Annotated in this window: 24 protein-coding genes; 10 read left to right on the top strand and 14 right to left on the bottom strand. The window is 44.0% G+C overall.

From position 1 onward, the window contains the following. Positions 1-110: 110 nt before the first annotated feature. The gene (locus AB4232_RS04640; RefSeq protein ID WP_372030745.1) at positions 111-2,369 is read right to left on the bottom strand and encodes a tetratricopeptide repeat protein; all 2,259 of its coding nucleotides are present in this window, start codon (positions 2,367-2,369) and stop codon (positions 111-113) included. 57 nt (positions 2,370-2,426) lie between these two features. Then, complete coding sequence (gene queF / locus AB4232_RS04635) at positions 2,427-3,272, bottom strand: NADPH-dependent 7-cyano-7-deazaguanine reductase QueF (protein ID WP_009847454.1); 846 nt, start codon at positions 3,270-3,272, stop codon at positions 2,427-2,429. A 131-nt stretch (positions 3,273-3,403) separates the two neighbouring features. On the opposite strand from queF, the gene syd reads away from it, so the two are divergent. Both syd and AB4232_RS04625 read left to right on the top strand, forming a co-directional pair. After that, on the top strand, positions 3,404-3,949 hold the full coding sequence (gene syd, locus AB4232_RS04630; protein WP_009847453.1) for a SecY-interacting protein: 546 nt from the start codon (positions 3,404-3,406) through the stop codon (positions 3,947-3,949). 4 nt (positions 3,950-3,953) lie between these two features. Continuing rightward, positions 3,954-4,730, top strand: coding sequence for a Zn-ribbon-containing protein (locus AB4232_RS04625; RefSeq protein WP_012604630.1), 777 nt, complete (start codon positions 3,954-3,956; stop codon positions 4,728-4,730). Between the two features lie 117 nt (positions 4,731-4,847). On the opposite strand, the gene AB4232_RS04620 is transcribed toward AB4232_RS04625, so the two are convergent. The 3 genes from AB4232_RS04620 to metN all read right to left on the bottom strand — a co-directional run bounded on the left by AB4232_RS04620 (position 4,848) and on the right by metN (position 7,431). Further along, positions 4,848-5,657, bottom strand: coding sequence for a MetQ/NlpA family lipoprotein (locus AB4232_RS04620; RefSeq protein ID WP_069591676.1), 810 nt, complete (start codon positions 5,655-5,657; stop codon positions 4,848-4,850). A 66-nt stretch (positions 5,658-5,723) separates the two neighbouring features. Further along, entirely contained in the window at positions 5,724-6,407 is a 684-nt protein-coding gene (locus AB4232_RS04615; protein ID WP_009847449.1) for a methionine ABC transporter permease, read from the bottom strand. Beyond that, the gene (gene metN, locus AB4232_RS04610; RefSeq protein WP_012604625.1) at positions 6,397-7,431 is read right to left on the bottom strand and encodes a methionine ABC transporter ATP-binding protein MetN; all 1,035 of its coding nucleotides are present in this window, start codon (positions 7,429-7,431) and stop codon (positions 6,397-6,399) included. The genes AB4232_RS04615 and metN overlap by 11 nt, the downstream gene beginning before the upstream one ends. Before the next feature lie 240 nt (positions 7,432-7,671). Between metN and gmhB the strand changes: the two genes are divergently transcribed. The 5 genes from gmhB (at position 7,672) to treC (ending at position 13,116) form a co-directional block, all read left to right on the top strand. Next, a complete protein-coding gene (gene gmhB, locus AB4232_RS04605) occupies positions 7,672-8,223 on the top strand; it encodes a D-glycero-beta-D-manno-heptose 1,7-bisphosphate 7-phosphatase (protein WP_012604624.1) in 552 nt (183 codons plus the stop codon). A 63-nt stretch (positions 8,224-8,286) separates the two neighbouring features. Next, a complete protein-coding gene (locus AB4232_RS04600; RefSeq protein WP_017096799.1) occupies positions 8,287-8,628 on the top strand; it encodes an MliC family protein in 342 nt (113 codons plus the stop codon). A gap of 90 nt (positions 8,629-8,718) precedes the next feature. Further along, positions 8,719-9,663, top strand: a complete 945-nt coding sequence (gene treR, locus AB4232_RS04595; protein ID WP_135383017.1) for a trehalose operon repressor TreR — start codon at positions 8,719-8,721, stop codon at positions 9,661-9,663. Positions 9,664-9,867: 204 nt separating this feature from the next. After that, positions 9,868-11,292, top strand: a complete 1,425-nt coding sequence (treB, locus tag AB4232_RS04590) for a PTS trehalose transporter subunit IIBC (protein ID WP_135383018.1) — start codon at positions 9,868-9,870, stop codon at positions 11,290-11,292. Between the two features lie 138 nt (positions 11,293-11,430). Further along, positions 11,431-13,116, top strand: coding sequence for an alpha,alpha-phosphotrehalase (treC, locus tag AB4232_RS04585; RefSeq protein WP_372086384.1), 1,686 nt, complete (start codon positions 11,431-11,433; stop codon positions 13,114-13,116). A gap of 141 nt (positions 13,117-13,257) precedes the next feature. Here treC and AB4232_RS04580 read toward each other — a convergent pair whose 3' ends face one another. From AB4232_RS04580 to AB4232_RS04570, 3 genes are all read right to left on the bottom strand, one after another. After that, positions 13,258-14,166: a hypothetical protein gene (locus AB4232_RS04580; RefSeq protein ID WP_009847442.1), complete on the bottom strand. Its 909-nt coding sequence runs from the start codon at positions 14,164-14,166 to the stop codon at positions 13,258-13,260. Positions 14,167-14,268: 102 nt separating this feature from the next. Further along, positions 14,269-15,834, bottom strand: a complete 1,566-nt coding sequence (locus AB4232_RS04575) for a transcriptional regulator (RefSeq protein ID WP_372086382.1) — start codon at positions 15,832-15,834, stop codon at positions 14,269-14,271. An 82-nt stretch (positions 15,835-15,916) separates the two neighbouring features. Continuing rightward, positions 15,917-16,519 (bottom strand): YitT family protein, encoded by a 603-nt coding sequence (locus AB4232_RS04570; protein WP_009847440.1) that lies wholly within the window; start codon positions 16,517-16,519, stop codon positions 15,917-15,919. Positions 16,520-16,866: 347 nt separating this feature from the next. On the opposite strand from AB4232_RS04570, the gene glyA reads away from it, so the two are divergent. Next, positions 16,867-18,117, top strand: a complete 1,251-nt coding sequence (gene glyA / locus AB4232_RS04565; protein ID WP_012604617.1) for a serine hydroxymethyltransferase — start codon at positions 16,867-16,869, stop codon at positions 18,115-18,117. Positions 18,118-18,579: 462 nt separating this feature from the next. Here the strand turns inward: glyA and AB4232_RS04560 are convergent, their stop codons facing one another. The 6 genes from AB4232_RS04560 to tsaA form a co-directional block, all read right to left on the bottom strand. Next, positions 18,580-18,906 (bottom strand): hypothetical protein, encoded by a 327-nt coding sequence (locus AB4232_RS04560; protein WP_009847438.1) that lies wholly within the window; start codon positions 18,904-18,906, stop codon positions 18,580-18,582. 235 nt (positions 18,907-19,141) lie between these two features. Beyond that, a complete protein-coding gene (locus AB4232_RS04555; RefSeq protein WP_009847437.1) occupies positions 19,142-19,333 on the bottom strand; it encodes a DUF4250 domain-containing protein in 192 nt (63 codons plus the stop codon). Position 19,334: 1 nt separating this feature from the next. After that, complete coding sequence (locus AB4232_RS04550) at positions 19,335-19,538, bottom strand: YaeP family protein (protein ID WP_009847436.1); 204 nt, start codon at positions 19,536-19,538, stop codon at positions 19,335-19,337. Between the two features lie 187 nt (positions 19,539-19,725). Further along, positions 19,726-20,415: a tellurite resistance TerB family protein gene (locus AB4232_RS04545; protein WP_372086379.1), complete on the bottom strand. Its 690-nt coding sequence runs from the start codon at positions 20,413-20,415 to the stop codon at positions 19,726-19,728. Positions 20,416-20,638: 223 nt separating this feature from the next. Further along, the gene (locus AB4232_RS04540) at positions 20,639-22,354 is read right to left on the bottom strand and encodes a proline--tRNA ligase (protein WP_065675226.1); all 1,716 of its coding nucleotides are present in this window, start codon (positions 22,352-22,354) and stop codon (positions 20,639-20,641) included. Positions 22,355-22,455: 101 nt separating this feature from the next. Next, positions 22,456-23,151 carry a tRNA (N6-threonylcarbamoyladenosine(37)-N6)-methyltransferase TrmO gene (gene tsaA / locus AB4232_RS04535; protein WP_372086377.1) on the bottom strand — a complete coding sequence of 232 codons (696 nt, stop codon included), beginning with the start codon at positions 23,149-23,151 and terminating at the stop codon, positions 22,456-22,458. Positions 23,152-23,275: 124 nt separating this feature from the next. On the opposite strand from tsaA, the gene AB4232_RS04530 reads away from it, so the two are divergent. Continuing rightward, on the top strand, positions 23,276-23,536 hold the full coding sequence (locus tag AB4232_RS04530) for a type B 50S ribosomal protein L31 (RefSeq protein ID WP_017103667.1): 261 nt from the start codon (positions 23,276-23,278) through the stop codon (positions 23,534-23,536). A gap of 1 nt (position 23,537) precedes the next feature. Continuing rightward, positions 23,538-23,663: a type B 50S ribosomal protein L36 gene (gene ykgO, locus AB4232_RS04525; RefSeq protein WP_009847431.1), complete on the top strand. Its 126-nt coding sequence runs from the start codon at positions 23,538-23,540 to the stop codon at positions 23,661-23,663. The last annotated feature ends 93 nt before the right edge of the window (positions 23,664-23,756 follow it).

The following is a 23,756-nucleotide window of genomic DNA, read 5'->3' as shown; positions in this document are numbered from 1 at the left end:
TAATTAGCGCCGCGTAGATCGTACTCGATCGTATAGATGAAATTCCGTGACCTTGATAATAACAAAACTAAAAATAAGGTCACGACCTACGACGTTTAACCGCTCGCAAATCAGTCATCTTTTAGCATTTTTTTGATATTGTCCTCATTCTGGTGTGAGGATTGTATCTTTATTAACCCTTGATTAATCGCATGTTTACAAGCCTCTCTTATGTTACCCGTTGCAAGGCTCGCTGCGGGGGCATTGTCGATGGCTTTAAGGTAAACCCATTGGCTACTGCGTTCTTTGAGGCTGATTTCACGTGCCAGGTTGGTCGACATTAATAGTACATCGAGGAGTTCTTGGTCGTTAATCGCGGTATAAGCGCGTGGCAAGAACGGGTAGTCAGCGATGCCCATGCGGACGGTTCGATTAATGTTTCGCTCTGGTTCGAAGTGATTAATCCAAGATTGAATCTTTCTGAACATAGCCTCAGGCGATGTATCACGGTCAGCATTTGGTTCGATGTAAAGCAAGTTCGCATCCGAGAAGTGGTAGACGCGCGCAGGACCTTCAAGCTTAGATTTAAGGAACTCGCCGAAAGCATCTTCGAGCTCTAAACCTGCTTTATAACCGTTCTGAGTGTACATATTGCGTAGGAACGGTAAATCTATCATCACAAAGCGTAAACGGTCGTTGAGTGGTTCATGAATCAACTCACCAAGTTGCCATTGTTCGAAGTTTTGGCTGGTTTGTTCTAGAGAATTTGATAGCTTCGCGTTCAGCATTCTTAGATTTGGAAGCTTTGAGCGTGAGTGTGTAAATAGGTCGGTACGCAGTGAATCCATTTCCGTGACTAAGGTTTGAATGATGTAGCCTCGGCGTAGCACAAAGAAGAACAAGACAATGCTGAACAAAAATAAGGCGAACGATATTTTCTGGAACTTATGGTGCTCAAGTTTGTATTTCTCTAATTCTTGTTCTTGACCTGCATAGTGGAGCGTTTGCTCGGCAAACTCTTTTTGTTGGCGGAATGCGTCTTCACCAACACGGTTGAGTTTTTGTTGTTCCAAAGAGACAAGGATATTGTATTGTTTGAGATTTGCTAGCGCTTGTTGTGGACGCCCTGCTTGCTCATAACCTAAAGAGAGCAAGTGGTAGGAGTGTTGCGACAGGCGCATGTTTTCTACCTGACGCGAAATCTTGAGCGCACGTGTCGCATGCTTAATTACATCTTCGCTTTCTTGTAGGTGGTATGCCAAACCTGCGGATAAGAGTGCAGCGCGGCCTTCCAATTTAGGAATGTCGGAATACTCCAGCAGTTCAAGAGCTCGTGCTAGGTATTGCTCGGCTAGAGGGTAGTTATAAAGTCGTAAGTAAGTCGCAGATAAACTTAGACGAATGTCAATGACTTGGTAGATGTCTCGGTCTGTACTCTCATGATCAAGGACATTGAAAAAGTGCACGAGGGCAAGGTTATATTTGCCTTGATTGAAGTACACATCACCCATCTTTTTTAGTACTTGCGCTAATATGGGAGAGCTTTCAAAATTATCATAAAAGTCAGCAGCTTGAGACAGGTGCTCTAGAGCTTTATCTAATACTTGACGTTCAAAGAAAAGCTGTGCAAGTAGGCGGTTTACTTTAGCCAAGCGCGAACTCAGGTTACCTTCTACTGATTTCCAGTAGCCGTACAATAACTCAGATAGTGCATGGTTGTACTCTTTATGGGTAAGATAAAACTCGCCGACGGTGATGTGATAATCAATGACGACTTTTTCCGAGTGACGCTGTTCTAGGTAAGTTTTTGCTTCTTGATAGAGTTTTTCTGCTTCCCCTACGTTGTTGTTATAAGAGGAAATGTCGGCTTTCAACATGATTAAGCGATAGGTAATCCCTTCCGTCAGGCGTAAGGTCTTATTAACCGACTCTAAGCTTGTTTCTATTTTTTTTAGCTCTGATTCTGCTTGGGCAGATTTTCTGTCCGTAAGCCAAAGTAACCTAACTTTAAGTATTTCCAGATCTAACTTTAGATACTCAAGCTTATAGGTTTTTGCTAGCTCAGAGGCTTTGTCGATGTGCTGAATCGCAATACGAATGTTGCCTAGATTAAACTCTGCTTTCGCTAAGATCTTATACGCATCGATACTGCTGTTCGGGGTTCTAATCGAAGAGTCGGCCTCTTCACGAGAAATAGCTGACGGGCTCTTTTCGCGTTGATCTGAAAGGATACGTAGCGTTAGGTAGCTGTTGGCCATTCGTTTTGCTTGGCTCGGTTCTATCTCAACCAAGTTATTGGCTTCATTGAGGAGCGCCGACGAATAGACCGACGCATTAACCGATGTGCTTAAGCTTAAAATGAATAGACTAACAACGTATAACCAACGCATTTCAATGTCCCTTTAAAGATTTTGTAGGTTCAAATAAGTTTGGGCGGTTCACGCCGATTATTGGCGAGCCATACGCTTATTGTGGCTTGGTCTATCTTGCTCAGTTGAACGGTATGGATTGATATCCAGACCGCCACGACGCGTGTAACGTGCAAATACGGTTAGCTTCGATGGTGCACAGTATTTCATGATGTCAGTGAAGATACGCTCAACACATTGTTCGTGGAATTCGTTATGCTCGCGGAAAGAAACTAAATAGCGTAGCAGAGCTTCACGGTCAATTTGCTTTCCGGAATATGCGATCTCTACGCTGCCCCAATCCGGTTGATTGGTAATTAAGCAGTTTGACTTCAATAAGTGACTATGTAGAGTTTCTTCTACTTCTTGCTCGCCAGCAGCCCCTTCAAGCAGTGACGCTTCAAAATCATAGCTGGTGATTTGGATGTCTTGATTGTCGATACAGTCACCTTCCATCGTCACGATAGGTTGGTTGGTGTAATCGGTTACTGAGTTTACATTCACAATCACAGACTCGCCTGCACATGCCGACAAATCTTGAGTTAGACGCTCAGTGACTTGATCCCAGTTTTCAAACTGAGTTTGGTTGTAGCTGTTTAGGTACAGCTTGAAAGATTTTGACTCAATCAAATTTTGGCTGGTTGCCGGAATGAACACTTCACCAACAGCCACTTGTGGTAAGCCATTGGTGTTTAGCCACGAAAGCTCGTACATCGTCCAAATATCATGACCAACAAAAGGTAACTCTCCGTTTAGCGCAAGATCATTACGATTAAGGCTACGAGGTACTGGTTGCAATAAACTTGCATCGTATTGGTTAGAGTACTCAGTTTTTTGGCCTAGGGTTAAACCCGCTAGCTCTTTTGCGTCAGAATATTTGCTCATACTTTCGTTTCAAATTCGATTAGAATGGGGTCGATTTTACTGAATCCCCATTATCCTGTCATTAAGTCATCGCTTAATCGGCACGGAAAGGGCTCGGATTCTATTTATTATTTTGTGTTTAGGAGATTTTCATGACTCAACGCGCTCAAGACGCACTACTTTCTTTCAGTCAGCGATACGTTGACGCGTGGCAGCAGCAACACCAAAGCTTACCTCGTAATGAGGAGTTAGTGGACATCGTATCGCCATGCGTAGAAGAAAAGAGTGGTGATGCCGTGTTGTGGAAACACTATCCACGTGAGCAATTCGCAGATTTCACCAATGTTGAAACGGGTATTGAGTTGACTCTGCATGAAGACGTCAAGACTTTCTACGGCGCACAATTTAGTGCGGATATGAACGCGACTTTTGATGGTAACGAACTGACTCTGTTACAGATTTGGAGTGATGAAGATTTCGAATGCCTACAAGAAAACATCTTAGGTCACCTAGTGACTCAGCGTCGTTTGAAGCTAAAACCAACGGTTTTCATTGCCGCGACTGATGCTGAACTGGATGTTATCTCTATCTGTAACCTAACGGGTAACGTAATCCTAGAGCGCTTAGGCACCAAAAATCGTGATGTACTAGCCGAGACATTGGCAGAATTTTTAGAAAAGCTACAACCAGCGGTATAAATAGATGTACGTACTAGAACTTCAATTTGAGTGTTTTGATAACACAACGGTAAGCGCTGTCGATAAGGCGGTTAATGGCTTAATGGATGCTCTTCGTTATAACGGACAAGTGTTAGGTCGTGAGTTTCCAATCGTGATGGGTGACGGTGAATTCTATGTTCGCGTTGTGTGTCCGGAGCAAGATAGCTTACACCCACGTAATCATTCAGACTTCGTCAAAGTCTGTTTCGAGCGCTTATCTGCGGCGAGTTTATTAGCGCCTAAGATGCGTCTGCTTGGCCGAGACCTTAATTCCGAAGAAGTAGCCGAAGATGAAACACCAAGTTGGCAGGTGTTATACACGACATTCGTACACACTTGTTCACCGCTGCGCAGCGGCGATAGCTTGTTACCTATCCCACTATATCGCAACCCGCCGACATTTAATGGCGATCATAAAGCCGTACTGAAATGGCAGACCGAATGGCAAGCCTGTGATGAAGTGCAAATGGGTGGTGGTTGCCGTGCTGAACATGCAACGCTAACCGAGATCAGTGATACTAAGAGTGTGCTGTTTAAACGCGGTTGGGGTCTAAGAGGGCGCATTGAATTTCTGACTAAGATTCCAACTTACTACTACTTATATCGTGTCGGTGGGATCAGCCTGAAAGATGAAAAAGAGCGCAAATGCCCACAATGTGGTGGTGAATGGCTGTTAGATGCGCCGATCCACGATATTTTCTATTTCAAGTGTGATGATTGCCGTCTGGTATCCAACATTTCTTGGGATCACCTCAAGTAATCGACTTCGTTTGATTCACCCTGAGAAGCTTTACTTTCTAGCAAACTTTCATCATTTAAAAAGGGGCTGACATTGAGTCAGCCCCTTTCGGTATCTATAAGTGTCTATTTAAGCTGATTACCAACCTTTAACTACGCCACCTTGGAAGATGTCAGAAGCTGCGTTGTACACTTCTTCAGTTTGATATGCTTTAACGAAGTTTTGTACGTTCTCTGCATTTAGGTTGTCTTCACGAGAAACGATTAGGTTCACGTATGGAGAATCTTTGTCTTCAACGAATACGCCGTCTTTTTGTGGAGTCAGGTTGATAGAGCTCGCGTAAGTAGTGTTGATGATAGATAAAGTTACATCATCAAGAGAACGTGGCAGTTGAGCTGCGTCTAGTTCAACAATCGTTAGGTTCTTAGGGTTACCAACGATGTCACGAACGGTAGCTAGAAGACCTGCACCTTCACGAAGTTCAAGTAAACCTTGCTGCTCAAGAAGCAGTAGAGAACGACCTAGGTTTGTTGGGTCGTTTGGTACAGCGATACGAGCACCATCTTGGATTTCGTCTACCGATTTAACTTCTTTAGAGTAACCTGCAATAGGGTAAACAAAAGTGTTACCTGCGACCGTTAGCTTGTAACCACGGTCAGCAACTTGCTGATCTAGGTACGGCGTGTGTTGGAATGCATTGATGTCGATAGAACCATCATCTAGCGCTGCGTTAGGTGTTACATAATCCGTAAAAGTGACCAGTTCAACATCCAGGCCGTATTGCTCTTTCGCGACTTTAGCTGCTACTTCAGCAACTTGTGCTTCTGCACCTGCCATTACGCCAACTTTGATCTTAGAAGTATCGACTTCTTTATCACCACAACCTGCTAGTACTAGCGCTGAAGCTACTGCTGCAATAGTAAGTAAACCTTTAAGGTTAAATTTCATAATAATCTCCTTTTAATAAATCTATTTAATTTGGTTCAGACGACTTTGATTTTGGTCTGTAAGTCGTTATCTGTGGTCAACGCGGCGAACTAATGAATCACCGATTGATTGAATAATTTGTACTAGCACAATCAACATGACGACTGTTACTGCCATAATGGTCACATCGTAGCGGTGAAATCCGTAACGAATCGCGACATCACCTAGGCCACCACCACCCACAGTTCCAGCCATTGCCGAGTAACTCACAAGAGTCACTAGCGTAATCGTCACTGAGTTGATGATAGTCGGCAGTGCTTCAGGAAGCAGAACCTTATTGATGATTTGTGTGGGTGTTGCGCCCATTGACTGAGCTGCTTCCACTAGACCTGTTGGTACTTCAAGTAGTGCACTCTCGATAAGTCGAGCTACGAATGGGATAGCACCAATCGTCAGCGGAACAATCGCTGCGGTTGTACCGATGAAGGTACCAATCAGCATCTTAGTGAGAGGGATGATCGCTACCATCAGTACTAAGAAAGGCACAGAACGGCCCACGTTCACAACCGCACCAAGAATTTTGTTTAGCTTGGTGTTCTCTAACAGGCCACCTTTTTTAGTCGTGTGTAGAATAACGCCTAATGGAATACCGACAGCGAAACCAACGATGCCAGCAACAGCAACCATGTAAAGTGTCTCGCCTGTTGCTTCCAATAGAAGGTTGCCGTTAAGGCTGATCCAGTCAGCAATCTCGTTGAAACTAAAGGACATAACCAAGCACCTCTACTTTTACATTGTTGTCGCGTAGGAATTGGATAGCAGCATTATCATCGGCTTCGTTACCGAACAGCTCAGCGACCATCATGCCGAACTTCACGCCGCCGGCGTAATCGAGGTCAGAGCTTAAGATGCTGACATCGATATTGAATTTACGAGCAATTTGCGTCATCAGCGGAGCATCAACCGTTGCACCAGTAAACTCAAGACGTACTAATGGGTAGCTACTGTTAACACGAGTTTCTTGCAAACGCGCTTGATAATCTTCAGGGATAGATAGGTCTAGCGTTGAGCGAATAAACTGATGTGCTAGCTCTGTCTTAGGGTGTGCGAATATGTCGCCAACTGTACCTTTCTCTACTAGCTCGCCACCGCCAATGATCGCGACTTCGTGACAAATGCTCTTAACTACGTCCATCTCGTGCGTAATAAGTAGGATCGTGATGTGTAGCTTGCGGTTGATTTCACGTAGCAGCTCAAGAATAGATTGAGTCGTTGCTGGATCCAGAGCACTGGTCGCTTCATCACACAGTAGTACTTTCGGGTCTGAAGCTAGCGCACGAGCAATCGCGACACGCTGCTTTTGACCACCACTTAAGTTCGCAGGGTAGGTATCACGCTTATCCGATAGGCCGACAAGCTCAAGTAGTTCACTCACTTTCGCTTCAATCGCAGCTTTATCTTTACCAGCAAGCTCTAAAGGCAGTGCTACATTGTTAAATACAGTACGAGAAGACAGCAGATTGAAGTGTTGGAATATCATGCCGATGTTACGGCGTGCTTCGCTAAGTTCTGATTTGCTGAGTTTTGTCAGGTCGATACCGTCAACAATCACTTCACCTGATGTTGGAGCTTCCAACATGTTTACACAACGGATAAGGGTACTTTTGCCTGCACCTGAAGAGCCGATGACTCCAAAGATTTGACCTTGAGGTATGTGGAGGTTGATATCAATTAAGGCATTGATTTCTTTAGTGCCTTGATAAAAAACCTTATTGACTTGATTCACTTTAATCATAGAGAAACCCGTGCAGGTAGAACAGAATAATATATTGATGACTCACTCGATTTACAGATGATGCTATGGTGTTCTATGATCTAAGTCAATAGATATTTTTACGTCTAGACGGCTAAACGCGAGTTGCGAAGTTAAACTAGAAACAAATCGTTAACGAACGCAAAACTAAATAGATAGTGATGAAGCAAATAAAGCGTGTAATAATTAATGATTAATAGAGAGTTGATAGAGAACTGAATTTTGTCTAAACCTGCTGTTTTTTTAGATCGTGATGGTGTGATTAACGTTGATCACGGCTACGTACATGATGAACATGACTTTGAATACATCGATGGTGTGTTTGAAGCGGCGAAAGCGTTTAAAGATATGGGTTATTTATTGGTGTTAGTGACCAACCAATCTGGTATTGCTCGCGGCATGTTTAGTGAAGACCGTTTTCTTTCTCTAACGCAGTGGATGGATTGGAACTTTGTTGATAACGGCGTTGAGCTAGATGGTATTTATTACTGCCCGCACCACGCTGAGCACGGTGTTGGTGACTACAAACAAGATTGTGAATGTCGTAAGCCAAAGCCAGGCATGTTCATTTCTGCGCGTGACTTTCTGAAGATTGATATGGCTAACTCGGTCATGATCGGCGATAAAGCTGAAGACATGATGGCTGCAGAAGCAGCGGGTGTTGGCACTAAAGTACTGGTAAGAACCGGTAAGCCAATCACTGAAAAAGGTGAAGCGCTTGCAAGTGTCGTGCTTGACAGTATTAAAGATGTACCAGCATTCTTAAAAGGTTAAGACACTAAGTCTCTTTCACTTAGATATAAGGGTTATTCACTATATAAAGATGAGGAACGCAGTATGAAAGCATTGTTGATAGCATCTCTATGTACGGTAGCGTTATTCGGATGCTCTAAATCAGCAGCTCCTGAGACTGAGAGCGCAGTATCGGACGATCAATTCGTGACTTATCAATGTGAGTCTGACGCTTCATTTAAGGTCGCTTACCTTGGTGATGAAAAAGCGGTATTACGTTTACCCGAGAATGAATATCGCCTCACTCAAATAGCGGCAGGCTCAGGAACGAAGTACATCTTAGATGATGGAACCTCTGAACTGATCAATAGCGTAACTTTACGAACTAAAGGTGACAATGCACGTCTAGAACTTGGTCGTGTTATCTATAAAAACTGCCGAAAGTAGGTCATAGTTATCTACTAGGATTTACAAACAGTTAAGTGAGGGAGTTCGCCCTCACTTTTTCTTTATCTTCCCTTTAACGTCAGACTTTTTATGAGCAAAAAACTCACTATTCTCGATATTGCTAAGCTGTCCGGTGTTGGTAAGTCTACCGTATCTCGCGTTCTGACCAATGATCCCAAAGTAAAACCTGAAACCCGTGAAAGGGTGGAAAGAGTCATTCAAGAATCAGGGTACACGCCTTCGAAGTCTGCGCAGTCGATGCGTGGTGGCAGTCAAAAAGTCATCGGTGTCATCATCTCTCGTCTGGATTCCCCCTCTGAAAACAAAGCGGTAAGTACGATGCTGGCCGAATTGTATCGAGCGGATTACGATGTCGTGATCATGGAAAGTCAGCTTGATAGAGAAAAAGCCAATGAGCATCTGCAGGTTCTCAAGCGTCGCAATGTAGATGGCATCATTGTGTTTGGCTTTACTGACTGCGATATTCCTGCAATCGAAGCTTGGGAACACAAAGCCGTAGTGATTGCTCTGGATACCGAGAACGTGACGTCGATTAACTATGATAACCAACAGGTGATCAATAGTGCGTTAACGCATCTATCGGAGCTGGGGATCTCTGACGTTGGCTTCATTGGCGTTGATCCTAGCGATAAATCAACCGGTGAACTGCGTCTTAAGGCCTATCTCGAGTGGTGTGAAAGCGCTGGAGTGATTGCCAATTATCGTACTGGCCAACTTCATCATGAAAGTGCGTATCAGCTAGTGGATGAGGTACTGACTCCTACCACTCAAGCACTTGTTTGTGCTAGCGACACATTGGCTCTTGGTGTAATCAAACGTCTGCAAGAACTACAACGTGAAGATGTGGTGGTGACCGGTGTTGGTGGCAATGATCTTCTCTCTTTCTTGTTTCCGCGAGTATTTAGTATTGACCCTGGGTATCAATCTGCGGGTAAGTTGGCCGCTAATTTATTGATCTCTCAGCTTTTAGGTAATGCAGAGATCTCTCATCACACTCAATCACCTATTCTATAATCCACTCAATCAAGCGAAATTGAACCGCTTAGATTAAAATTAGAGTGTGATCTCTTTCAATTAATGGGACTGTTCCCATTTTAATTTATCATTCATGTGGGCATTATAATAACCGTGATTGGGAATGTTCCCATGAGTCTAAATCCGAGTGGTTATCGCTGCATGGTTTAGATGAGTAATTGAATGAAACCAGGGTGGGGTAGTATGAGTAAGATAGCGAAGCAAGACGTTGCGCGTCTTATCGAGTTAGTCGGTGGCAAAGAGAATATTGCGAGTGTCAGCCATTGTCTGACTCGACTGCGTTTTGTATTGAATGATACGGAACAAGCGAACAAAGCAGAATTGGAGAAGCTTAAGCTGGTAAAAGGCTGCTTTACTAACGCAGGTCAATTTCAAGTGGTTATTGGCACCGAGGTTGATGAGGTGTACGCCCTTCTTATTGAGCAAACCGGTAAAGATGCATCATCAAAAGATGAGGCGAAACTAGCGGCTCGCCAGAACATGAACTTCCTTGAGCGTGGTATCTCCCATTTAGCCGAAATTTTCGTACCACTGCTACCAGCCATTATTACGGGTGGTTTGATTCTTGGTTTCCGTAATGTGATTGGCGACATTCGCATGTTCGACGGCAAAACCTTGGTTGAGATAAGCCAATTCTGGGCTACCGTTCATTCTTTCTTGTGGTTGATTGGCGAAGCGATCTTCTTCTTCCTACCGGTTGGTGTGTGTTGGGCAACGGTTAAGAAACTCGGCGGAACCCCTATTTTGGGTATCACGCTCGGTGTGACCTTGGTTTCCCCACAATTGATGAACGCTTACATGATAGGTAAATCGGTACCTGAGGTGTGGGACTTTGGTTTGTTCGTGATTGAGAAAGTCGGTTATCAAGCTCAGGTGATCCCTGCGATGTTAGCGGGCGTGGCTCTGGCTTTCATTGAGACCAACCTTAAGCGCATTGTACCCTCTTATCTGTACCTAGTTGTCGTGCCATTTGTCTCGATCATCTTGTCTGTGATTCTGGCTCACGCCTTTATTGGCCCATTCGGTCGTATGTTGGGTGATGGTGTGGCATTCGCTGCCAAAGTGGCAATGACAGGTGACTTCGCGGTTCTTGGTTCAGTGGTCTTTGGCTTCCTATACGCACCTTTGGTTATTACGGGTATTCACCACACAACCAACGCTGTGGACTTACAACTGATGCAAGACTTAGGTGGCACACCAATCTGGCCTTTGATTGCGCTATCAAACATTGCACAAGCTTCAGCGGTTGTCGGCATCATCATTTTGAGTAAGCGCGAAGGCGAACGAGACATCTCGGTACCTGCGGCAATCTCTGCGTACTTAGGTGTGACGGAACCAGCGATGTACGGCATCAACCTTAAATACAAATTCCCAATGCTGAGCGCAATGATCGGCAGTGCCGCAGCGGCTGCAATCTGTGGTAGTGCAGGTGTGATGGCGAATGGTATCGGTGTTGGTGGCTTGCCGGGCATCTTATCGATTCAACCTCAATATTGGTCGATTTACTTAGTCGCGATGCTGGTGGCGGTTGTACTGCCGATAACGCTGACATTGTTCTTCTATAAACGAGCACAGATGAAAGGCGAGCTAGAAACCGCCAACGCGTAATGCATTTAACAAGCGATGATTCAATTGAGTCATCGCTTTTCTCTTAGTTATAGCTTTTTCTCTCAGTTATAACGGCTATTCGACCATGATTTGCATGGTGATTTTTATTTTATATTTTCTGGTAAGTGAGTGTTAGAGATGGCGATGACTGAACATGATGAAAGCTGGTGGAAAACCGCGACCATCTATCAAATCTACCCAAAGAGCTTCTGCGACAGTAGCAGTAAGGGTACTGGCGATATCAAAGGGATCATTTCGAAACTGGATTACCTCAAACATTTGAGTGTAGATGCGATTTGGCTAACCCCAGTTTACGCGTCACCCATGATCGACAATGGTTACGATATCTCAGACTACTACGCGATTAACCCTCAATTCGGCACTATGGAAGACTTCGACTTATTATTGTCTGAAGCGCACCAACGTGGCATTCGCATCGTGATGGATATTGTGGTCAACCATACTTCAACAGAGCATGCATGGTTTCAGTCTGCATTGGGTGACAAAAACAGCCCATACCGCGATTACTACATCTGGAAAGACCCTGTGAACGGCCAAGCACCAACCAACTGGCAGTCTAAATTCGGTGGTAATGCATGGGAAATGGATAAGGCCACTGGGCAATACTTCCTGCATTTATTTGCGAAAGAACAGGCCGACCTTAACTGGGAGAATCCGGTTGTACGTGAAGAAGTAAAAGATGTCATCAGCTTCTGGGCTGAGAAGGGCGTCGATGGTTTTCGCTTGGACGTAATCAACCTGATTTCAAAGCAGCAAGATTTCCCAAATGATGATATCGGTGATGGTCGCCGTTTCTATACCGATGGCCCACGAGTGCACGAATACCTGAAAGAGATCAGCGAAGCGGTATTCCAAAAATACGGTAGCGTAACCGTCGGCGAGATGTCTTCAACCACGTTGGAACATTGTCAGCAATACTCAAACGTTGATAACAGCGAGCTATCAATGGTGTTTAACTTCCACCACCTTAAGGTTGATTACACTAATGGTGAAAAGTGGACCAATGCGCCGTTTGATTTCTTACAGCTCAAATCGATCTTCAATCATTGGCAAACTGGCTTAAACGGAAAAGGGTGGGGCGCACTATTCTGGTGTAACCATGACCAACCACGAGTGGTGAGCCGCTTAGGTAACGATCAACAATATCGCGTTGAATCAGCCAAGATGCTTGCCGCCTCGGTTCACATGATGCAAGGCACACCTTATATCTATCAAGGTGAAGAGATTGGCATGACCAACCCGGGTTACACCGAGATCAGCCAGTATCGTGATGTAGAGAGTACCAATATGTACGACATCATGGTTAACCGTGACAGTGTTACTCATGAAGATATGATGGCGATTTTAGCGCAGAAATCTCGTGATAACTCTCGTACACCAATGCAATGGAACAGTGAGCCTTACGCTGGCTTTTCGCTATCACAGCCATGGTTAGATGTTTCGAATAACTACACTGAGATCAATGCTGAGCAAGCGCTTGAAGATAAAGACTCGGTCTTCTATTTCTATAAGAGTTTGATTGAATTGCGTAAAGAAGTGCCGGTGATTACTCATGGTAGCTATCAAGACCTACTGCCTGAACATCCATCCATTTTTGCGTATGTTCGTGAGAGTGAAGAACAAACTCTGCTGTGCATTAACAACTACTATGGTAAAGAGGCTGAATGCGTTTTACCTGAACGTTTTGAGATGGCGAAGGCTAAGAGCTTGTTGTCTAATTATCAAGTGAGCGAGAGTTTAGTGGCGTCTCATCATCAAGTTTTGCGACCTTACGAGACTCGCATTCTCTTGATCGAAGGTTAGCCTTGTTTTTATTTCAATCGGCTTGATTCTTATTCCCCTTAAAGGATTCGGCTGTTAAAAGGCTTTGGAGTGCTCCCCAAAGCCTTTTTTATTGTTTGCGGTTTCGCGGTCAAGTTTAGGTTTAGTGAATCTAAGTCAAGGCTAGCTAATTGAGGTCAGTATCGCTGCTGATTCTTCAATAGTAGATTGCTCTACAGACATCAATTCAATATGTTCAATTAAGCCGATACTTGGGTTGAACCAGCGCTCTGATGATGTGCCAAATTCTGCGGAATCCATGCCTTCACAGTTGATGTTGTAGGTGTTTTTCTCTGTTAGGTTCGCAGCTTCGATTAATTTATCAGAGATCTTGAAACTCTTACGTACACCTGTTTCTTCAATCTGTTGTTGCCATGTGACTCGGCACGAGGCGTCAGTTGGAAGGCTTGCTACCCACGAGTGATCTTCAAAGTCATTCAGCATGTTAGCGACTGCTTCGCCATCTAACGTGACTTGTAACGAAACGGTTTCCTCACTGATATCAATGATCGGGTTGCTCTCTTTTACGTCTGTTCCTTTCAAACGGAACATTGGGCTGCTGTACATCATTCTTGTGATGTATTGGCTACCAATGAAGTAAGCGTTGGTGATTTCGTGTAACCCACGGTCGGGGCCTGCAAAATAAATGCTGCCGTCTTCTTGTGTACCTTCAGCATTCGTCATGATGTCTTCAGAAACATAAAATTCGGTGATGCCGTAATTGATTAGGTCGTTGATAACTTGAACTACCGCTTCATTACCTGTCTCTTCTTTTAAACCAGCAATGATGAGTTCACCGCTTACAGGTGTGAAGCTCATTATCATCACGCCTTCAGTCTGACCATCTTTGGTAAATGAGTAGCCTAATGTTGTTTCTGATTTAGGGGCAAATGCAGAGCTCTCAATAGGGTAATCAACCTGATTGTTTGGACCTTTGTTACCATCTGTTGAACCAGAAGAAGAGCCGCCTCCGCCGCCACAACCATAGAGAGCAAAGAGAGAGGTTGCTAGCAGCGTCATTGTTTTTTTCATGTTGAACATTCCTAAAGTTGGAAGCCCTTGGTGGGCCCGATGTTTTTAGGAATGCTATTGTTTGAGGAGTGAATAGGGCAAAAAACGAAGTCACATAAGATCTTAATATATATTTAAGTTATTTATCTGAAAGGTTTTTTTGTTTTCCTTTGAGAATTGTTGCCCGACTGCGGTGCAGTAGTTAAGCATTAAGTTTTCCCACTGCTTTATGATCAGAGGCTCTTTAACGCTTAGCTTTAAGCTCTTCCAAGGTTGTAGGCAGGTCGATTTTGATTCAGGTTTGGATAGTCGAGCGAATAGATCTTCGGATGGAACCACTCTTAATAACGCAACCAGAGACTCCATGTAGTTCAGGCGGAACTTCTCCATGTTGTCTTGCTTATAAGCAATGTGAGAAACCATCATATAAACCAACGCATTTTCGATCGTAGAGTTGCCTGAGGTATTGGTCAGAAGCTCTTTTGCGGTTTGCAGGTCTCTTAGTTTGAAATGAATGATACCAAGCCACAGCTTCAGTTCGTCTGGTAGTCGGTTAAAACGAGTTTGAACAAGGTTAGTGAACGCGACGAGCTTCTTCTGATCTGTTTCAAATAGCGCAAGTTGACGCGCAATCAGAGTCGACGTCATGGTATTGAGCTTGATGCCATCCAGCGCTATGGCTTTTCCACTTAGCAATTCGCTGACTTCGGCATTGTCGACTGACCATTCTGGTGGTAATGGTGCTGGCAGTGCAAAGTAGTTAGCTAGCTCTCGGTTGATCTCCATAAGGCTGCTGCTGATATTATTGACATCAATAGAGTAAACACCACCAAATGCGAGCTTCCCTGAGTTTGGGTAAATCAGGCTTATCTTTGCGATAAGGCGTTTGTCCACTTCTTGATCTTTGAGCTGAATGTTAAGCAGGTAATCACTGGTACGCATGTTCTTTGCGCCCGGAAAGAAGGGAGAGCTATCAATAGGGTCAAGGAAGTAGCTTGGCGCATCTTGGTTAGCAAGATCGGTGTAGGCGTATTCAATCTGCTGTTGAAGTAATAATGCTTTTACGACTTTTCGGTATTTTCTGGAATTATCACCAATGGCATCCAATCGATTCAGGAGGAGTTCGACCTTAGGAATCAATCGTTGGTCGCGTTCAACTTCGGAGGCTCGAGTCGAAGATTGCCAAAGCATATAACCCATTACCGCAGTGCTGATCAGCAAAGCCAAAGACACTACAACAAGCCAGGGGTTAACTGGATTGGAGGCAAATCCTTTTTGTCTGGTTGGAGGTTCTATTGTGGCATCATCCGCTGCGGTTTCAGGGGGAACCGTGGAAAAGCTAACCGAGCTAGGGTTAAGGAAGTAGCCCTTGCGCGGGTAAGTCACCAGTATTTTGGTCGCATCGCTATTAGGCAAATGTTTTTGAAGTATTGAACGTAAGGTACTGATTCGGTTTGTCAGAACATTTTTGGAAATGAAGCTACTTTGCCATATAGATTCAATAATGTACTCGGCAGAGAGCGGCTGACCAACGCTGGTAAGAAATAACTCTAAGAGCTCGATAGAACGAGGTTCTAAATCAATGACCTGCTCGTCGCAGCTAAAGACTCGTGTGTTGGGGTTGAATTCCAAACCTTCAATATAAATAGAGGCTTGTTGGTCTTTGGCGCTAGAGAGGTAATCTTGCATAGAAAAGGCGACGGTTTATAAAACCTAAATTCTAGCTGTTTTTGTTATTAAAAACAGCTAGTAATTCATAGGGGAATTGGTATTAAGACGCGTAATTCACCGAGTAGCGAGTTGGTTTGTGGTTCATTGCCAATACGATGTTCAATACTGCGGTGCCTAATACAGATACGGCAATCACCCAAGGTGATACAAAGAAGAAGGATGCAAACAGAATACAGGCATCAATGGCCATTTGGGTTTTGCCTACTGAGATACCGTAGCGATCTTGAATGAACAGACACAATACGTTGAAGCCACCCAAGCTCGAGCGATGACGGAACAAGATCAACATGCCTAAGCCCATTAATAAGCCGCCAGCGACTGCACAGTAAATTTCATTATGAACGTCTAACGAAATCACCAAGTATAAATGGTCGGCAAATACAGACACTAAAAATCCAGAGATGGCACTGCTTATTGCGAAGTGACGACCAAATCGTTTCCAAGCTAATAAATAGAATGGACAGTTGGCCACAAAGTACAAAATACCAAAGGTTACAGGTAAGAATTGACTCAAAAGCAGAGCCAAGCCAGTAGTACCACCGGTAAGCAGATTTGCTGACTGTAAAAAGAAGACGCCTAACGCCACTAAAAACGTGCCAGTAAGAATGGCTACCCAATCTTCTTTACGTGAGTGTTTTTCCATCGTTTTTATAATTACCTAACCAATAAAGGCGTGCATAGTAGAGAAAAACCTTAGCTTTCGGTAGCTTGAGGTGCAAAATTAAGGTAAACCTATGTAATCTGCGTTTTACAGGGTGTAAAGCGTAAAATTGACAGTAAGCGTCATCTTTGGTTGGATAAGCTCAATAACCATGATGAATCTTATTTGTGATTATGAAAAAACTGCATGATAAAATTGCAATTAGCTCTTTATGACCTAGATCAAATTATGTAGAATGCGTCACATCAAAACGGTGACGGAAACGTTTGCTTTCGGTCGTTGTGTGGTTTTTTTGAAACTTTCAGTACAATCTGAGTCAGGAGATACAGATGCTTAAGCGTGACATGAACATTGCTGATTACGATGCGGACCTATTCGCAGCTATCCAAGAAGAAACTCTTCGTCAGGAAGAGCACATCGAACTTATCGCTTCAGAAAACTACACAAGCCCACGTGTAATGGAAGCTCAAGGTTCTCAACTTACAAACAAATACGCTGAAGGCTACCCTGGTAAGCGTTACTACGGTGGTTGTGAGTTCGTAGATAAAGTTGAAACTCTAGCAATCGAACGTGCATGTGAACTGTTTGGCGCTCAATACGCGAACGTACAACCTCACTCAGGTTCTCAAGCAAACAACGCTGTATACATGGCACTACTGAATGCTGGCGATACTGTTCTAGGTATGAGCCTAGCGCACGGTGGTCACCTAACTCACGGTTCTCCAGTAAACTTCTCTGGTAAGCTTTACAACATCATCCCTTACGGTATCGATGAAGCAGGTCAAATCGATTACGAAGAGATGGAAGCGCTAGCTATCGAGCACAAACCTAAGATGATCATCGGTGGTTTCTCTGCTTACTCTCAAATTTGTGATTGGGCGCGCATGCGTGAAATCGCTGACAAAGTAGGTGCTTACTTCTTCGTAGATATGGCTCACGTTGCGGGTCTAATCGCTGCAGGCGTTTACCCGAACCCAGTTCCACACGCTCACGTTGTTACAACAACAACGCACAAAACGCTTGCTGGTCCTCGTGGTGGTCTTATCCTTTCTAACGAAGGTGAAGATCTTTACAAGAAGCTAAACTCAGCAGTATTCCCAGGCGGCCAAGGCGGTCCTCTAATGCACGTTATCGCTGGTAAAGCAGTAGCGTTCAAAGAAGCTCTAGAACCAGAGTTCAAAGAATACCAAGCTCGCGTTGTTGCTAACGCAAAAGCAATGGTTGCTGAATTCCTAGCACGCGGTTACAACATCGTTTCAGGTTCTACAGAGAACCACCTGTTCCTAGTTGACCTAATCGACAAAGACATCACAGGTAAAGAGGCTGATGCAGCACTAGGTTCAGCTAACATCACAGTTAACAAGAACTCAGTTCCAAACGATCCACGTAGCCCATTCGTTACTTCTGGTATCCGTATCGGTTCTCCTTCTATCACTCGTCGCGGTTTCTCAGAAGCAGACGCGAAAGAGCTAGCAGGTTGGATGTGTGACATCCTAGATAACATGGGTGATGAGTCTGTTATCGAAGCAACTAAAGCGAAAGTACTAAATATCTGTAAGCGTCTACCTGTTTACGCATAATTTTTCTGCGTAGTAATTTGAACTTCGTTGTGGAGCATGCTCACTTACATCCGTAAGCTCCGCGTGCTCTCCTTGAATTTCAAACGACTACTTTGAAAAGTACTTTTAAAGGGGCTCATTGAGTCCCTTTTTGTTTTAGGGAAAGGTGCTGAAAACTCCGCGCCTTTTCCTTGAACTAAAGCTATTTGATTGAAAAATACGATTTGAAAGGCTCCTGTTGGGAGCCTTTTTTGTATTCGTAAGTAATAAAGTCGTTGTCGAGCATGCTCACTTACATCCGTAAGCTCCGCGTGCTCTCCTAGAGTTTCAAACGACTACTTTGAAATTGATTTAAAGGTCCCTTTTGGGGCCTTTTTTGTATCTGTAGGTATGAGAGTTAGGTTATCTGAGAATACAGAAAGGCAGGTACTAAAAAGGGCTAATGCTTTCACATCAACCCTTTATCGCTTTCTTGTGTCGCTTCTACTTTTTAATGCTAAGTAGGGTACCTGACTTACACTTGAAAGAGTAGTAGTGACGGCTTTCGTTGAATTTACCTAAGCCTTCGCCATCACAATAGTCGATGTTGATATCGCGCATAATTTCTAGCGTATCTTCACTGTTTAAGGCAAATTTAGAGCCGTCAGAGCAGACGATACGTACTCTTTCATCATGGCTTACAGAGTAGATATCGACTTCAGTATTACACAGCTCAAAAGAGGCTTCACGGAAGTTGTCTTGTTGAGTATTTGAAGCACAACCTGCGGTAAATACGGCTGCGATAACGGCTAAAAGTCCGAGTCTTTTCATTGTTAGTCCTTCGATATCATCGAATTTGGTGATGAGTTTTATATGCTGTTTGGAGTAGCCTATACAACAACACGCTTTGATTCAAGGCGCGTTCGCTGACTCTAGGATATAAAAGTATAGGCGCAACCAGATAATTTCTAATAAGTTTATTCGTCTTTAGCCTATTATGTACCCGACCAAAAATAAAAAAACCAACACGGAGGTTGGTCTTTAAAATTAAGTTTGTTCTTAATTACTACCGAAACTGTTTGGCTTCCGGAAGAAACTCAAAACCAGCAGACGCAAGTTTTGCGGTCAATGCCGCTTTGTCGATTTCATAGAAGTTGACTACTCGATCCAAGTCACCGCCGAAATCGTCACGCAGTTTCATGTTGACGATGCTCATCAACATCACAGGATCCATCTTTTCAAAGTTAGCGAGGTTCATATTAGTCCTCGAAATCTGAGATCAGTAGATTCGCTGCGGCAAATGCAGCACGATCTCTTGCTTCTTTAGGAAGAGATTCATCTGCAGCAAGGTCGTTCAATGTTTTTACCGCGCAGGTGATCGCTTTAGGGATATAGCCTTGGTCGCCACTGCCAATTTGAGAATACAGTTCACGCACCAAATCACAACAATCGTATACTTTCATTTTTATACCTAACCAAATGATAACTGATCTCAATATACACATAGAGATAAGCAAAAACAAAGTGGATCTGACTAAGTTCCGAGTTAGTTTGTTCTTGCTCAATATCTCATTCTGTTGATGCTCAATGTATCACTTTGCTAACTTGTTACTTAGCGTGATATTTACTGATTCGCCTGATAATTACCGCTTAACTAGAGATCTGCTGTTCAAGCTGATAAGTGACCTCATCAGCTAAGTTGAGCTGCTTTGCTAACTCTTTGAGGTAAGCCTTCTCCATAAAGTTCTGCTCATCCGCTACAATCAAAGAGGCTAAGTAGATCTCACTCGCTTGTTGAGGTGACGTTGCTAATTGAGCAATTTCGCTTGGATCGAGTGGCTTGTACAATTCTTCAGACACCAATTTAGTCAGCTGATAATCTGCGCCCATGTTCTCGACGGCTTGTTCAATCTTAGCCATCTCTTCTTCATCAACATGCCCGTCAGCTTTGGACGCAGCAATCATTGATCTTAGAATCAGCACACTATGGTTTGAGTCGTTCTCATCAAATTGAGCTTGTTCGGAATTCGGTGCTTGGCCTTGTTTAGACTGATAGTCGTTATAGACCTTGTAAGCGAGTGCGCCAAGTGCCGCTGCGCCACCAATACCAGCGGCTTTCTTACCCATTTTCTTGGTTTTCTTAGAGCCCATTAACGCACCTAAGAGTCCGCCGCCCACTGCGCCTGCGCCGAAGGCTCCGAGCGTGCTTTTGTTGATATTCTTACCACTGCCGCCTTGAGTTAGGCCACTTAAACTTGAAGAGCCTTGGGAAAGCTTCTGAGTACCTTGTTTAACGAGATCTGACTTAAGTGCTTGGTTAAGTAAGCTTTTGATATCCATCGATACCTCCAATGTAATCGTGTCTAAAGAGTTGATGAACCCAATATACGGATTTAAAGATGAACAGGGGATTAACTTACGTTATTTACTCTGGTGATAAATAGAAGGGAGTTGGAAGAGAAACGACAGGCACAAAAAAGGCCACCTAATGGTAGCCTTTCAATGTTTATCTAGCGAGTAACCAATTATTTAGTCAATACAGACTTATTCAGTTACTTAATTACTAAGCTAGTTGAGCCTTAAGATGCTCGATAACCGTGTCCATAGCGATTGCTTCTTTATCACCAGTACGACGGTTTTTGTATTCGAAGTTACCTTCGTCCATGCTGCGATCGCCGATAACGATAGTGTGAGGGATACCCACAAGCTCGATATCTTTAAACATAACACCTGGACGCTCTTTACGGTCATCGAATAGTACTTCGATACCCATAGCTGTTAATTCAGCGTATAGCTTCTCAGCTGCTTCTTTAACGCGCTCAGATTTGTGCATGTTCATTGGTACGATAGCAACTTGGAACGGCGCTAGTGCGTCTGGCCAAGTGATACCGAATTTATCGTGGTTTTGCTCGATAGCCGATGCAACAACACGTGAAACACCGATACCGTAACAACCCATTTCTAGGATTACGCTCTTACCATCAGGACCAAGCACGTTACAGTTCATTGCTTTAGAGTAAGTGTTACCCAGTTGGAAGATGTGACCAACTTCGATACCACGCTTAAGCTGAATAGTACCTTGACCACATGGGCTAAGGTCGCCTTCAACAACGTTACGTAGGTCTTCAACTTGAGCAAGCTCAACGTCACGACCCCAGTTGATGCCGAAGTAGTGCTTACCGTCTACGTTTGCGCCAGCGCCGAAGTCACTCATTACAGCAACAGAGCGGTCAACGATGAATGGTAGCTCTAGACCAACAGGGCCAAGTGAACCAGGACCGGCACCAACAAGTGCACGGATTTCTTCTTCAGAAGCCATCTCTAGTGGAGAAGCAACCTGTGGAAGGTTCTCTGCTTTCACTTCGTTAAGCTCGTGGTCGCCACGGATGATTAGCGCGATGATATCAGCGTCTACTTCATCAGAAGCTTTAACGAATAGAGTCTTAACTGTCTTCTCGATTGCTAAACCGTGTTGCTCTACAAGTTCTGCGATTGTTTTTGCGTTTGGCGTATCAACCAGTTCCATCTCTTGAGTAGGCGCTGCAACTTCTTCAGTAGGAGCTAGTGCTTCTGCTTTCTCGATGTTCGCTGCGTAATCAGATTCAGAAGAGAATGCGATTAGGTCTTCGCCGCTTTCGGCAAGAACGTGGAACTCTTGAGAGCCGCTGCCGCCGATTGCGCCAGAGTCTGCTAATACTGGACGGTATTCAAGGCCCATGCGGTCGAATGCTTTACAGTAAGCATCGTGCATCGCTTGGTAAGACTTTTCTAAGCCTTCTTTATCGATATCAAAGCTGTACGCATCCATCATAGAGAATTCACGAGCACGCATTACGCCAAAACGAGGGCGGCGTTCATCACGGAATTTAGTCTGGATTTGGTACAGGTTTAGAGGTAGCTGTTTGTAAGAGCTGATCTCGTTACGTACTAGGCTCGTTACCACTTCTTCTGCTGTTGGGCTAAGAACAAATGGACGAGAATGACGGTCTGTGAAACGAAGTAGCTCAGGACCCATCTTTTCAGAACGGCCAGTCTCTTCCCAAAGCTCAAACGGTTGAACTACGGGCATCAAGATTTCAACGGCACCTGCATTATCGATCTCTTGGCGAACGATATTTTCGACTTTACGCAGTACACGTAGACCAGTAGGTAGCCAAGTATATAAACCTGAAGCTAGCTTACGGATCATACCTGCACGTAGCATCAGCTGGTGGCTGATAACTTCTGCGTCATTTGGAGTCTCTTTCAGAGTAGAAAGAAGGTAGTTACTGGTACGCATTCTATGGTATCCGTTTCATCATTGATAAAAGAAAACTTGCTGTGGTTAATGACAACAGCAAATCTGATATAGCCGCATATAATATCAGCCTATTTGGGATCTCAAAAGCGTTCAATGTCAGTTACATTGATGAAAAGCGTTTCAACCACGAATTTCACGTTAAGATCGAACAAATTTACCGCATATTCCTTGTTGTCAGGTTTGCCTTTCTTATAGGCAGGGCGAGGATCTTGGCCTAATACTTCTTTGATCACCTGAATGATATGGCGTGCTTGTGGGTGGTTTGCGAGCTTACTTTGGGCTTGCTGCGAGAAGTTCACATCTAGCACTTCAGGTTCATCGGCGGCAAACCCTCCCAATGCATCGGGAATCGAATCCGAGTAGGGGATATAAGGTTTGATGTCGATGATAGGCGTGCCGTCAACGAGATCTACACTGCCCAAATCCAACCAAGTTTGCCCTTTTTCTTGAGATACACCTTTTAGTTCAACCGCAGACATACCCATTCCATTCGGTCTGAATGTGGCACGAGACGCGAATACACCAATACGTTCGTTCCCGCCAAGGCGAGGCGGCCTCACGGTTGGTTTCCATCCTGCTTCAAGGTTCTTATCGAACAAAAACAACAACCACACATGACTAAATTGTTCAATATCACGAACAGACTCAAGGCAGTTCGCTGCTTCAACTAGCCTGACTCTTGAGGTAGAAGTGGGTACTAACCTAGGCTGTCTTGGCACAGCGAACTTCTCTTTATAAGGAGACTCAATAAAGCCAACAGGTTCAATGGTGTACATAGCAAGGTGTTCTCTGGTTTCAGTTAAGACGGAAAAATATCATAAAATCACTTGTTTTTCTTTTGATAATAATTATCATTTGATATGTTATAACATATCAAATTAACTATTTAAGGGAAATACAATGAAACCGAATATCCACCCTGATTACCGCCCCGTGGTTTTTCATGACACCAGTGTCGATGAGTACTTCTTAATCGGATCAACATTGAAAACAGATCGCACTATCGAATGGGAAGACGGAAATACATATCCTTACTTCACGATTGAGGTGTCGTCAAAGTCGCATCCTTTCTATACGGGTAAACAGCGAGTGCTACATAAAGAGGGACGCGTTGCGAACTTCACTCGTCGTTTTGGTCAATTAAGTAAGGGAGCGAAATAGAATGAAAGTTGTGAAATCACTGAAAAGTGCGAAAAGCCGTCACCCAGATTGCCAAATAGTAAAGCGTAGAGGCCGTCTCTATGTCATCTGTAAATCCAACCCGAGATTCAAAGCGGTTCAAAAATAGTCAGTCAATTTGATGTGACATGAGTGTAAAAACGAGGGGAAAGTCAAACTTCATTCATTTGTCTGTTTTTCTTTTCCTTCGAGAGGAACTTTG

This window comes from Vibrio sp. 10N.286.46.A8, from assembly GCF_041470165.1.
GTDB classification, from domain to species: Bacteria; Pseudomonadota; Gammaproteobacteria; order Enterobacterales; family Vibrionaceae; genus Vibrio; species Vibrio tasmaniensis_A.
Note: the sequence above shows the minus strand (reverse complement) of the source record. Positions and strands in the feature narration are given on the sequence as shown.